Source organism: Pseudomonas sp. Z3-8 (genome assembly GCF_051131975.1).
Lineage (GTDB): Bacteria > Pseudomonadota > Gammaproteobacteria > Pseudomonadales > Pseudomonadaceae > Aquipseudomonas.
In genome coordinates, this window is the sequence record NZ_CP071643.1 from 2,268,046 (window position 1) to 2,280,674 (window position 12,629).

Annotated in this window: 11 protein-coding genes; 8 read left to right on the forward strand and 3 right to left on the reverse strand. The window is 60.4% G+C overall.

Features of this window, described 5'->3' with window-relative positions; all coding sequences use genetic code 11:
- The first annotated feature begins 71 nt into the window (after positions 1 to 71).
- From J3P94_RS10590 to J3P94_RS10605, 4 genes are all read left to right on the forward strand, one after another.
- A complete protein-coding gene (locus J3P94_RS10590; protein ID WP_008077714.1) occupies positions 72 to 344 on the forward strand; it encodes an HU family DNA-binding protein in 273 nt (90 codons plus the stop codon).
- A gap of 223 nt (positions 345 to 567) precedes the next feature.
- Positions 568 to 2,439, forward strand: a complete 1,872-nt coding sequence (locus tag J3P94_RS10595; protein ID WP_434573189.1) for a SurA N-terminal domain-containing protein — start codon at positions 568 to 570, stop codon at positions 2,437 to 2,439.
- 218 nt (positions 2,440 to 2,657) lie between these two features.
- Positions 2,658 to 3,533: a DUF2242 domain-containing protein gene (locus J3P94_RS10600; protein ID WP_434573191.1), complete on the forward strand. Its 876-nt coding sequence runs from the start codon at positions 2,658 to 2,660 to the stop codon at positions 3,531 to 3,533.
- Positions 3,534 to 3,646: 113 nt separating this feature from the next.
- Complete coding sequence (locus tag J3P94_RS10605; RefSeq protein WP_434573193.1) at positions 3,647 to 3,790, forward strand: hypothetical protein; 144 nt, start codon at positions 3,647 to 3,649, stop codon at positions 3,788 to 3,790.
- A 10-nt stretch (positions 3,791 to 3,800) separates the two neighbouring features.
- Here J3P94_RS10605 and J3P94_RS10610 read toward each other — a convergent pair whose 3' ends face one another.
- Complete coding sequence (locus tag J3P94_RS10610) at positions 3,801 to 4,862, reverse strand: AraC family transcriptional regulator (protein WP_434573194.1); 1,062 nt, start codon at positions 4,860 to 4,862, stop codon at positions 3,801 to 3,803.
- A 2-nt stretch (positions 4,863 to 4,864) separates the two neighbouring features.
- The gene (locus tag J3P94_RS10615) at positions 4,865 to 5,995 is read right to left on the reverse strand and encodes a carbon-nitrogen hydrolase family protein (protein ID WP_434573196.1); all 1,131 of its coding nucleotides are present in this window, start codon (positions 5,993 to 5,995) and stop codon (positions 4,865 to 4,867) included.
- Between the two features lie 260 nt (positions 5,996 to 6,255).
- Between J3P94_RS10615 and J3P94_RS10620 the strand changes: the two genes are divergently transcribed.
- The 3 genes from J3P94_RS10620 (at position 6,256) to J3P94_RS10630 (ending at position 10,220) form a co-directional block, all read left to right on the forward strand.
- Positions 6,256 to 8,295, forward strand: a complete 2,040-nt coding sequence (locus J3P94_RS10620; RefSeq protein WP_434573198.1) for an FAD-dependent oxidoreductase — start codon at positions 6,256 to 6,258, stop codon at positions 8,293 to 8,295.
- 201 nt (positions 8,296 to 8,496) lie between these two features.
- Entirely contained in the window at positions 8,497 to 9,405 is a 909-nt protein-coding gene (locus J3P94_RS10625; protein ID WP_434573200.1) for a 1-aminocyclopropane-1-carboxylate deaminase/D-cysteine desulfhydrase, read from the forward strand.
- A gap of 518 nt (positions 9,406 to 9,923) precedes the next feature.
- A complete protein-coding gene (locus J3P94_RS10630; protein ID WP_434573202.1) occupies positions 9,924 to 10,220 on the forward strand; it encodes a T-complex 10 C-terminal domain-containing protein in 297 nt (98 codons plus the stop codon).
- Positions 10,221 to 10,312: 92 nt separating this feature from the next.
- Here the strand turns inward: J3P94_RS10630 and J3P94_RS10635 are convergent, their stop codons facing one another.
- Positions 10,313 to 11,704 (reverse strand): type VI secretion system Vgr family protein, encoded by a 1,392-nt coding sequence (locus J3P94_RS10635; protein WP_434573204.1) that lies wholly within the window; start codon positions 11,702 to 11,704, stop codon positions 10,313 to 10,315.
- Positions 11,705 to 11,923: 219 nt separating this feature from the next.
- Here J3P94_RS10635 and J3P94_RS10640 point away from each other — a divergent pair, with 219 nt between their 5' ends.
- On the forward strand, positions 11,924 to 12,628 hold the full coding sequence (locus tag J3P94_RS10640) for a YebC/PmpR family DNA-binding transcriptional regulator (RefSeq protein ID WP_305500095.1): 705 nt from the start codon (positions 11,924 to 11,926) through the stop codon (positions 12,626 to 12,628).
- Position 12,629 lies beyond the last annotated feature (1 nt).

The following is a 12,629-nucleotide window of genomic DNA, read 5'->3' on the forward strand; positions in this document are numbered from 1 at the left end:
CATTCAGCACTCGTTTTTGCTTTCACCAAAAAAACTTAGAATCATCTCAAATAGATATAAGGGGACTTAGAGTGAACAAGTCGGAACTGATTGATGCTATCGCTGCATCCGCTGATATCCCGAAAGCTGCTGCTGGCCGTGCGCTGGACGCTGTAATCGAATCCGTCACTGGCGCTCTCAAGGCTGGCGACTCTGTTGTTCTGGTGGGTTTCGGTACTTTCTCCGTTACCGATCGTCCAGCTCGTGTTGGTCGCAACCCGCAGACTGGCAAGACGCTGCAAATCGCCGCTGCCAAAAAGCCAGGCTTCAAAGCTGGTAAAGCGCTGAAAGAAGCCGTCAACTAAGGTTTCATTGAGTTTATCCGGGTCGGGGTCATGCCTGGCTTGGCAGCGGAGCGGTAATGCAGCCGGCACAAACGGGCTGTCACGCCAGGGCTCGCGGGTTCGAGCCCGGTCCGCTCCGCCAGTTACGAGAAGGCGCATCCTCGGATGCGCCTTTCTTCTATCCGGATTCTACCCACGCTCCACGGTTGCCTAATTTTGAAGTTCAACCGTTTCTGGGGGACGCATGCTGCAGAATATCAGGGACAATTCACAAGGCTGGATTGCCAAGACCATCATCGGAATCATCGTCGCATTGATGGCGTTGACCGGTTTCGAAGCTATTTTTCAAGCCACCACCAACAGCAATGACGCGGCCAAGGTCAACGGCGAAAAAATCAGCCAGAACGAGCTGAGCCAGGCGGTCGATATGCAACGCCGTCAGCTCATGCAACAGCTGGGCAAGGATTTCGACGCCTCCCTGCTGGACGAGAAGATGCTGCGTGACTCGGCGCTCAAAGGGCTGATCGATCGCAAGCTGTTGCTGCAAGGCGCACACGATGCGAAATTCGCTTTCTCCGAAGCCGCGTTGGACCAGGTGATCCTGCAAACGCCGGAATTCCAGGTCGATGGTAAATTCAGTCCTGAGCGTTTCGACCAGGTGATTCGCCAGTTGGGTTATGGCCGACTGCAGTTCCGCGAGATGCTGGCGCAGGAAATGCTCATTGGCCAATTGCGTGCCGGTCTCGCTGGCAGCGGTTTTGTCACCGATGCCCAGGTGTTGGCATTCGCCCGCCTGGAAAAGCAGACCCGTGATTTCGCTACGCTCACCGTCAAGGCGGATCCGGCTGCCGTGAAGCTGACCGACGATGAGGTCAAGGCTTACTACGACCAGCACGCCAAGGAGTTCATGACGCCTGATCAGGTAGTCATCGACTATCTCGAGCTGAAGAAGGCTTCGTTCTTCGATCAAGTCAGCGTCAAGGATGAAGATCTGCAGGCGGCTTACCAGAAAGAGATCGCCAATCTTTCCGAACAGCGTCGTGCTGCGCACATCCTGATTGAAGTGAACGACAAGGTCACCGAAGCCCAGGCCAAGGCCAAGATCGAGGAAATCCAGGCTCGACTGGCCAAAGGCGAGTCGTTTGAGGCGCTGGCGAAGGAATTCTCCCAGGATCCGGGCTCAGCCAACAACGGCGGCGATCTCGGTTATGCCGGTCCAGGTGTCTATGATCCGGAGTTCGAAAAGGCGCTGTATGCGTTGAACAAGGATCAGGTCTCGGCACCGGTGCGAACCGATTTCGGCCTGCACCTGATCAAGCTGCTGGGTGTCGAAGCGCCTGAGGTTCCGACTTTTGCGAGCCTGAAGGACAAGCTGACCCGCGATCTGAAGACCCAGCAAGTGGAGCAGCGGTTCGTCGAGGCGACCAAGCAACTGGAAGACGCTTCGTTCGAGGCTTCCGACCTGGCCCAGCCAGCCCAGGACCTTAAGCTGACCGTCCATACGTCGGCACCTTTCGGTCGTGAAGGCGGCGAAGGGATCGCGGCCAACCGTGCCGTGATCACCGCTGCGTTCAGCCCGGAAGTGCTGGAGGAGGGGGCCAACAGTACCGCCATCGAGCTGGATCCGGAAACCGTCGTGGTGCTGCGTGCCAAGGAGCATCGCAAGCCTCAGCAGCTTCCGCTGGAAACCGTGGCCGGTCCGATCCGCGCCCAGTTGGCCAAGGAACATGCCAGCGCTGCCGCCAAGACTCAGGCCGATGAGTTGATTGCCAGCCTGCGCGATGGCAAGACGGCGCTGGACAAGCCTGTCAACGGTCAAGGCTGGAAAGTCGTCGAGGCGGCGACCCGCAGCCAGGAAGGTATCGACCCTGCTGTGCTGCAGGCGCTGTTCCGCATGTCCAAGCCTGAGTCGAAGGACAAGCCGACATTCGCCAGCGTGACCCTGCCTGACGGCGGCGTGACGGTCCTGCGTTTGAACGGCGTCAACGAAGGTGCTGCTCCGACCGAGGAAGAAAAGGCCGAATACCGTCGGTACCTGGCGTCCCGTGTCGGCCAGCAGGACTTCGCGGCTTATCGCAAGCAATTGGAAAGCGAGGCAGACATCAAGCGCTTCTGACTTGATGCGTGACCCTGAAGACCCCGGCCGAAAGGTCGGGGTCTTTTTGTATCCGTGTATTGCCACGACGGCGATGTTCGTCGATTCATCAGGATTGCTTCTTTTTCCCGCTGGCATCCCCCCGTAGACTTGTAAGCCGTTTGAGACAAGATTACCCAAGCTGTCCGGCCGCATTCTGTTGCACAATACGCCCCGGACTGTTTTCCTCAGGATGTTCAATGTTCAGATCATTTCACATGCGCACCGTTGGGCTGGCATTGCTGCTGGTCGTCGCGACCGGTTGCTCTTCCAAGAAAGCGGCCATTTACGAGCACGAGAACTTCGATGATTCGGGCACGTTCTCGCGTACCTATCCGGTGACTGACGTGGCGACTTGTGAAGCAGGACGTCGTGCGCTGCTGAGCCAGGGGTACATCATCACCAGCAGCGATCCGAAGCTGGTCAGCGGCCACAAGAGTTTCCAGCAGACCGGCGACACGCACATGGAGATCAGTTTCAACCTGGTCTGTGCCGAAGATGGCGGTCCGGGCCACCGCGCCACGATCTTTGCCAACGCTCTACAGGACCGGTATGCCCTGAAGAAGACCAATAACTCCGCCAGCCTTGGCGTGGGTGTATTGGGGTCGGTGTCGATGCCGATTGGCTCGTCGGACGATTCGATGGTCAAAGTCGCCAGCGAAACGGTGTCCGCAGCCAAATTCTATGAGCGTTTCTTTGCGCTGGTGGAGGTGTTCCTGCCTCCCGAAGCGAAAAAAGCCGCTGGAAACGTCGACAAACCGAAAGCCGAACTGGGCATTCCAGAGCCGAAGGTGGAGCCGGCTGCCCTGGCTCCCGCCGCAACTCCCGCGCCCGCGACAATCCCGGCACCCGAGCCGACTCCTGCTCCCGTTGCGCCGGTCGAAGAGGCTGCTCCAGCACCTGTCGAAACCGCGCCGGCCGCTTCCGAGCCGGTCGCGCCACCTGCCGAGCCTGCGCCAATCGCTCCCAGCGAGCCGGAGTCCTACGCACCCCCGTCGACAGAGAGCATTACTCCGCCACCGCCCAGTTCCCTGCCGGCGCCAACCGAGCCGATCCAGCCGCTTCCTGCATCCTGAGCCTGTGGTCGGGCGGTAACGCCTTGCCACACCTGCGCTGATTAAATTCCCAATGCTGTGCTACGTTTAATTCATGAAGCCTTGGCTTCATGTTTTGTTCATCAAGCAGCTTTATGCTGATTCCAAGGCCATCAGGCATCGGTTTCAACGATTATTGGGAAGGACAGGCAATGGACGATTATCAGGAAGAGCTGCTCGAATATCAGGCTTATGAGCTGGACCCCCTGGAACCTGCCGAAGACGCCACGGAACTGTAGGTAGCAGACACTACAGTGCAGGCCGGGAGCCTGGTCTTGAAGTCGCTCTACGGCTACGCCGGAACTCTCCCGGCGTCTGGTTGTTCCAGCGCTTGAAAGCCCGTTGGAATGCCTCGGCCGAGGCGAACCCCAGCAGGTAAGCGATTTCGCCAAAGGCCAGCTCCGTGTCGCGGATGTACGTCATGGCAAGGTCTCGGCGAGTGTCGTTGAGGATCGCCCGGAACTGCGTACCTTCTTCCGCGAGCTTGCGGCGCAGCGTCCAGGTCGGCAGCTTCAGGCGCATCGCCACTTCTTCCAGATCCGGCTCCCGTCCGCCATTGAGCAGCGGCCCCAGCAATTGAATGATTCGCTCGCGCAGGGTGCGGGTGCGAGTCAGCTGTTCCAGTTCTCGTTCACATAACTGAACCAGGTGACGCCAGGTGCTCGGGCAATGCTGTGGGTTGCGCAGGGCGAGGCTGTCCAGCCCCAGGCGCAATTGGTTCTGCTCGGCTGCGAACTGGATCGGGCCTTCGCCGAGGCAGCGGTAGGCTTCGAGGTAAGTTGGCTCCTCGAATTCGATTTCGATACGTTCGGCCCGCAACACCACGTCGCAGACGCTGGACAGTTGCTGGAGCCAGCCCGCAATGATCGAGTCCACGACGAAGCGGTTGTAGGCGTTATACGGGCTGATGGAGTAGAACCGCAGCCACGCGCCCCGGGCGTCCTCGTGAAGACTCGATTGCCCACGGTAGTTGGAACCGTACAGCGGCTCGAAGCGGATCATACAGCGTGCGGCTTCGCGTACGGTGGGCGCCTGGGCCGCGGTGACGCCGGCCAGCCCGGCCTGGCTCAGGCGACTGAGCTGGCCCATGCGCAGGCCCAAGGCCGGATCCTGTGTCAGTTGGATGGCGGCATGGCCCAGGCGCATGTAGCGCGGGATCGACAGGCGCGCCCCGGGCTCAGCCAGGCGCGCGGCATCGAGGCCGTATTGTTCGAGCAATGGCTGTGGGTCATGGCCGTGACTGGCCACTGCGTCCGCCAGGCTATGGACGAAACCTACGGACAGGTCACCCAGGCGCATAGGCTTTTGCATATCTAAAGCCACAAGTTCAGCAGGCGTGCGCCACGGGCTTCACCATCGGTGAATTGCTCGCCGTTGTGGCTGATGAAGCTCTGGCCAGCGCTGCCTTTGTCCCAGAACTGCCCACGCAAGAATACGCTGACGCCGCCGCGGGCCTGGCTGATGGGCAACCGGCTGGTCAACGTCAGCCGACGCCAGGCCTGCCCCTCGCTCACCTCACCGGGCTTGAGGCTCACTTCGCTTGGCGTGGACAGGCCTTTGTAGCCGGCCCAAGGCTTGTTCCAGGCGTCGCGGCCGATGACAAAGGCGGGCACGGCGATCAGTTGGGCCCCTTGTTCGTCGAGTTGTCGATAATGAAGCGGATACCAACTGTCGCTGCCGATCAGCACGCCCAGGCGCCCGGCCGGCGTGTCAATGACCTGGGTGACGTCCGGCCGTTCGGCCCCAAGCACGTCCTGCTGGTCAAACACCGGATGTCGCTGGCGTTGTGGTTGGCCGATCGGCCGGCCGTCACGACCGAACACCAGGCTGCTGTTGTACAACGCGCCACCACCGATTTTCAGCTCGCCTTCGCTGACGCTGGGCTCGGGCAGTACGATGGAGCCGGCCACAAGCGTTACGCCGAACTCCTTGGCCAGTCCACCGAACAGTGCCTGGTAGTCATGGGCCATGCTGTCCGCCTTCATGCGCAGGTACGCATCGTCCAGCCGGCTGTCGCCCTCGGCCTGCGCCAATGCGCGGATAAAGGCCAGCGGATTGCTGATGGCGAGCCAGTTCATGGCCTGTTTGAGGGTAGTGGCCTGGTACACCTCGTCCTTTTCGCCGCTGACCATCAGCCAGGTGCCGATATGCTCGGGCAGGACCACGACGGTTTTTTCGTTGACGAACCCTTGGTCGCGGGCAGTCTGCAGGTACGCCGCTAGCTTGCGATGCAGGCGTTCGGGGCTCTGGTAGTCGGTGGGGAACAATTCCGGCTGGATGCCCAGCAGGTTGCCTCGATTGGCCGGCGTGCCCCGGTCGACCGCCAGGTTGATCCGCAGGTCTGACAGGTAATGGCCCGCCGGACGGTCTGCTGTCCACAGTGCATAAGTGGTCAGGGCGGCCGTCAGGGCCAATGAGAACAGCAGGTACAGAAATTTGCGCATGGGGACAGTCGATGGCCGCGTACAGGTTCATGATTTTCATCAGAAGTCACACGGCAGGGTACGGTAAAACAACGGTTTAGCGAAAGGGCGCGTGCGTGCGCTTCGGGACCCGCCTGCCGGCGCGGCCTCTGTGCATTTCGATCATCAAGTTGTCAGTTACGGCCATTGAGCGCTCGCATCCCGACTCTTACGCTGTCGGTCATGACTGATGGAAGCCGCAGAGCTTCCGCATTTTTCCGTGATCGCCCGTGGAGTTACCGATGACCGCCCCTCATTACCCGCATTTGCTGGCCCCGTTGGACCTGGGTTTCACCACGTTGCGCAACCGTACCCTGATGGGATCGATGCACACCGGCCTTGAAGAAAAGCCCGGCGGCTTCGAGCGCATGGCGGCGTACTTCGCCGAGCGGGCCCGGGGTGGGGTCGGCCTGATGGTCACCGGTGGAATCGGGCCGAACGATGAAGGTGGCGTGTACTCCGGCGCGGCCAAGCTGACCACCGAGGAAGAGGCCCTCAAGCATCAGGTCGTCACGCGGGCCGTGCACGAAGCGGGGGGCAAGATCTGCATGCAGATCCTCCACGCGGGACGTTATGCCTACAGCCCCAAGCAGGTGGCGCCAAGCGCGATCCAGGCGCCGATCAACCCGTTCAAGCCCAAGGAGCTGGACGAAGAGGGCATCGAGAAACAGATCCGCGATTTTGTCACCTGTTCGGTATTGGCTCAAAAGGCCGAGTACGACGGTGTCGAAATCATGGGCTCGGAAGGCTATTTCATCAACCAGTTCCTGGCTGCGCATACCAACCACCGTACCGACCGCTGGGGTGGGAGCTACGAAAACCGCATGCGTCTACCGGTGGAAATCGTGCGCCGCGTACGCGAAGCGGTGGGGCCGAATTTCATCATTATCTTTCGCCTGTCCATGCTCGACCTGGTTGAGGGTGGCAGCACCTGGGATGAAATCGTCCAGTTGGCCAAGGCCATCGAACAGGCCGGCGCAACTATCATCAATACCGGTATCGGTTGGCATGAGGCGCGTATTCCCACTATCGCCACCAAGGTCCCGCGGGCGGCGTTCAGTAAAGTCACCGCCAAGCTGCGCGGCTCGGTGAGTATTCCGTTGATCACCACCAACCGCATCAACACCCCTGAGGTGGCCGAGCAGATCCTCGCCGAAGGCGACGCCGACATGGTGTCCATGGCGCGGCCGTTCCTTGCGGACCCGGAGTTCGTCAACAAGGCCGCCGCTGGCCGCGCAGACGAAATCAACACCTGCATCGGCTGCAACCAGGCCTGCCTCGACCATACGTTCGGGGGCAAGCTCACCAGTTGCCTGGTGAACCCGCGGGCCTGCCATGAAACCGAACTCAATTACCTGCCCGTAACCCAGGTGAAGAAAATCGCCGTGGTGGGCGCCGGTCCTGCCGGATTGTCCGCGGCCACCGTGGCGGCCGAACGCGGTCATCAAGTGACGCTGTTCGATTCGGCCAGCGAAATTGGTGGCCAGTTCAATGTCGCCAAGCGCGTTCCGGGCAAGGAAGAGTTCTTCGAAACCCTGCGTTATTTCAAACGCAAGCTGCAGACGACCCACGTCGAGTTGTGCCTCGATACCCGGGTCGATGTGGCGCAACTGGTGGCCGGCGGTTTTGACGAGATCATCCTGGCTACCGGCATCGCCCCGCGCGTACCGGCGATCCCGGGTGTCGAGCATCCCAAGGTGCTGAGCTACCTGGACGTGATCCTTGAGCGCAAGCCGGTGGGCCGCAGTGTCGCGGTGATCGGGGCCGGCGGGATCGGTTTCGATGTGTCGGAGTTTCTCGTTCATCAGGGGGTTGCCACCAGCCAGGACCGTGAGGCGTTCTGGAAGGAGTGGGGCATCGACACCCAGTTGCAGGCTCGCGGCGGCGTGGCTGGAATCAAGCCCGAACCTCATGCACCGGCGCGGCAGGTGTTCCTGTTGCAGCGCAAGAAGTCCAAGGTCGGCGACGGGCTGGGCAAGACCACCGGCTGGATTCATCGCACCGGCCTGAAGAACAAACAGGTGCAGATGCTCAACAGCGTCGAATACCTGAAGATCGATGACCAAGGCCTGCACATTCGCATCGGCGAAGCGGGCGAGCCACAAGTGCTGGCCGTCGACAACGTGGTTATTTGCGCCGGCCAGGATCCGTTGCGCGAGTTGCAGGAAGGCCTGGAGGCGGCGGGGCAGACTGTCCACCTTATCGGCGGCGCGGATGTGGCGGCGGAGCTGGATGCCAAGCGCGCGATCAACCAGGGCTCGCGGTTGGCGGCGCAGTTGTAGCGCTCAACCTTCCGGGAAAGGTTTGCCCTTGTGGGAGCGAGCTTGCTCGCGATAGCGGTCAGTCATTTGCATGAGTGTCGACTGACCTGGCGCTATCGCGAGCAAGCTCGCTCCCACAGGGTGACGGGGGTGTATCCGGATCCTCATACGGCCGCCACCAAGCTGATAAGATCCCGGCACCTTCCCATCCGGTCTGCTGCAATGCTTTTGTCTGCCCTCGACTGGCATCCTCAACCGCGCCTCGAACTCCTTCACCTCGACTGGCTGGCGCGGGCCGGTATCGAGGTGGCGGTCTTGCGCCTGGACCGTATCGATCCGCTCATCAGCGGCAATAAATGGTTCAAGCTGCTTCATCATCTGCGTGCTGCCCATGCCAACGGCGCGGAGGGCGTGATGAGCCTCGGCGGCGCCTATTCCAATCATTTGCATGCGTTGGCTGCGGCGGGGCAGCGATTCGGTTTCCAGACGGTGGGGTTATTGCGCGGCCATCCCCGGGAGACGCCTACGACGCTTGATCTACAGACGTTCGGCATGACCTTGCACTGGTTGGGTTACGGCGGGTATCGAGAGCGGCATGAGCCGGGGTTCTGGGCTCCCTGGCAGGCACAATACCCGCATTTATGGCCGATAGCTGAAGGGGGCTCGGGGTTGCCCGGCGCGCAAGGCTGCATGTCCTGGGTAACGGCCGCCCGCAGCCAATTGGCCACGTTGGGTTGGGAGGATTATCACGGTTGGTGGCTGGCCTGCGGCACCGGGACGTCGCTGGCGGGGCTGGTTCTGGCTGAAGCGGGCGAGCATCCGGTTCATGGTGTCCTGGCGGTGCCTGAAGACCATGGGGTGCTGCAACATGTTGAAAGCATTCTGGCAGAGGCGGGCATGGGCAATCCGCGTTATGAGTTGCTGGACGGCACTCGTGGCGGTTTTGCCCGGGTGGATACCGAGCTCCGCGAGTTCATCGAGACTACCAGCGCTATCGAGTTGGAGCCGCTTTATACCGGCAAGGCGCTGATGCTGCTCAAGGCCCGGATCGAGGCCGGGGTCTTTGGCGCCGGCACTCGCTTGATTTTTGTTCATACCGGTGGCTTGCAAGGTCGCCGCGGGTTTGAGTGATCGACCGCTGATTACATTTGGGCATCATCGGTAGCAAATGCTGTTGAGGAGTGCCGGGTTTGGCTGAAATAATATTTGTACGCTTTTTATAATTTGTAGGGGGCGGGGGATTTATTTATTGTTGTCCGCAAGTTCGCAGGATTGGCGAATTGACGATTCGGCTTGGCCGGGTCGTACTTGTTTCTAAAAGGAATTTAAAGATGAATAAGTCATGTGGTAGAGACGGCCGCAAAGGCATCGCAAGAAAGTTGATGGCAATAGGGCCGCCCTTGAGGCCGAGACCGAAACCAGCCCCCAAGCCGGTCGTTCCGCCGACGCCTAAACCAGTGCCCAAACCAACGCCTAAACCAGTGCCCAAACCAACGCCTAAACCAGTGCCCAAACCGGCCCCGAGGCCAGTGCCAAAACCCGCACCCAAGCCGGCCCCTCGGCCAATACCCAGGCCCAAGCCAAACGACGCACCACCAGCGCCTCCCCAGCCCAAGCCTAATCCAACGCCCCAGCCGACATCCGCGCCAATGCCTTGGCCTGTTTTAAATATCGCTGTTGATCCTCTCGCCATCTATAACCTCATCAAAGCGCCTGGAAGTGTCCAGAACAAAGACGGATCAACTTCTTTAGCGGATGACAGTGTGATTAATGCAGAAAACAATTCCGTGACGCGACCGGATGGAATTATTCAGTACGATGACGGAACAGTGAAATATCCTGACGGACGTATTGTTTTTGCCAACGGCCAAACTGAATATCCGGATGGCAGCGTGTTGTATCCCGATGGAGATTTACTGGATAAAGACGGCCATAAAATCAATTGACACCTTTATAACTTTTCGCGACCGAGCCGGGGCGGTACTGACGCATCGGGTGGGCATTATCGAAGGGGAGCCGCCGCCAGCAGCCCGGGCGTTCAAGGGGTAGGATCAGGAGGACTCAGCAGCCAATCCAGCAATAATCCAGTATCACGAGCGGGCGGTGTGGAAGGGCCGACGATTGGCCCGCCGACGTCGCCGGCGCCCGGAAGGCTGAATATTCCGGGGCATAGCACTGGCCTGTCGGGATCGCCGTCGAGAAAAGTCACCAGCACCTGGCTGCCAGCCGGCGGTACCTGGCAGTCGTGCAAGGTCAACCGCGACAGAGGCAATGTGATGACTTCGCCCTCCCGGGTCCAAAGGCTGACGTTAACCTGGCCATGCCCATGCTGACCGTGCACATAGGCAAGATGACTGCCGGCGATGCGCGGCTTCGGGTGCTTGAGGGCCGGCCTGAACACCGTCGACCATGGGATCGCCAGGAACCGATTGCGATAGTGTCGGGACGCAGGAAGGAAGGAAGACGGGGCGTCGAGGATCGAAGGCTGCCGCCCGCGATGCGTGATCTCGGTAACCAACCATTGATCGTTGAACGTTGATATGGGATGGCCTTCGATCTGTACGATGACGGCGCTGCGCAGGGTTGGCTGGCTGCTCTGGCCGTGGATGTCGCTGTATGTGCAGCGCAGCCGCTCAAGGGTACGGCGACCCGCCTGCTGGGTATGTGCAACGTTGTGCCAGGCGGTTTCCAGCGCGGGGCCGATGAACGGGTGGTTAGCTGCCGAGGTTTCAAAAACCGCAACCGGCGCCCGATCCCTGGCGTTGGCCGGCAACGCCGGTGGCGTGAGGTGATGGCGCTGGTACAGTCGCGCTATTGTTGGCCGCCGGCCTTCCTCCTGATGCAGGTTCAACCCGACCGGCTGATCGGGGAAACTTGTCGCATCTTCGGCAAATACCACCACATGGCCGGTAGGGGCGTGCTCGAAGTGATAGTGGATGCCTTCTTCCTCACACAGCCGTTGCAACAGTTCGAGATCGCTTTCGTCGTATTGGACACAGAACGGCCGGCATGGGTAGTGCCCGTGTGGCAATTCAAACCGGTAACTGTGGGTGGGCAGTTGGTGTTCTTCCAGCAAGTGTTGCAGCACCTGGACTGCGCTGAGTCGGCCAAATACCCGGCGTCGCGGACTCTGCTCCAGCCTCTGCAGGTATGGCACCAGTGTCAGGCGATAGCCTACGCATTGCCGGGAGTGGGAGGTCAGGCTGGCGCTGGCGATGATCCCATGCACGCCCGACTCGGCACCGAGGTGCAGGAACGCCTGTTGGCCGAGAATGATGTCGAGGTCGATCGGCGGCGTCAGGCCAAGCAAGTCGAGGTCGAACCGAAAAGGCTGGTTGAGGGCTTCTCGGCCGCCGAATCTCTGGACGTGAAGCTGCAGGTTGCTTTCGGTGAGTGTGAGGCTGAAGGAATAATCCGTGTCGTTGCGCATCGCAGCTCTTATTTACTGGGAGAGGGCGCTGAGGGTACGAAACCGCTGTGCACTAAGGTGTACCCGAACGGCACTTTCAGAAATCCCCTACATCAGATTGTGAAAATGTCGATCTGGCCAGCGCGATTTTTTGGTCGATCAGCCGGTTTAGGCCGTATAAACTTGGCGCCACAGCGCCGGCCGGCAGATGTCTCGGCGCGTCAGACAAGAGAGTGAGTAATGGGCGCACAGTGGAAGGTTAAACACAAAGAAGCGGCTGCCAACGCCAAAGGCAAGATTTTCGGCAAGCTGGTGAAGGAGATCACCATCGCGGCGCGTAACGGCGCCGATGTCGCTACCAATGCGCACCTGCGCCTGGTGGTTGAACAGGCGAAAAAGGCCTCGATGCCCCGCGAGACCCTGGAGCGCGCGATCAAGAAAGGCTCCGGCCAGCTCGGTGAAACCGTTCAGTATCATCGCGTGACCTACGAAGGGTTCGCGCCCCATCAGGTGCCGCTGATCGTTGAGTGTGTGACCGACAACATCAACCGTACCGTCGCCGAAATCCGTGTCGCGTTCCGCAAGGGCCAGTTGGGTGCCTCCGGTTCGGTCGCCTGGGATTTCAACCATGTCGGCATGATCGAAGCTGCGCCGGACAGCCCTGACGCCGATCCGGAAATGGCCGCCATCGAGGCTGGTGCCCAGGATTTCGAGCCGGGCGAAGACGGGGCGACGCTTTTCATCACCGAACCTGCCGACCTTGACGCCGTTCAGAAAGCGTTGCCGGAGCAGGGTTTCACCGTGCTGTCGGCCAAATTGGGCTATCAGCCGAAAAACCCGGTCAGCGGCCTGAGCGACGAGCAGATGGCCGAAGTCGAGGCGTTCCTGGAAGGCCTCGACAACCATGACGATGTGCAGGACATGTTTGTCGGCCTCGCCGGTTAAG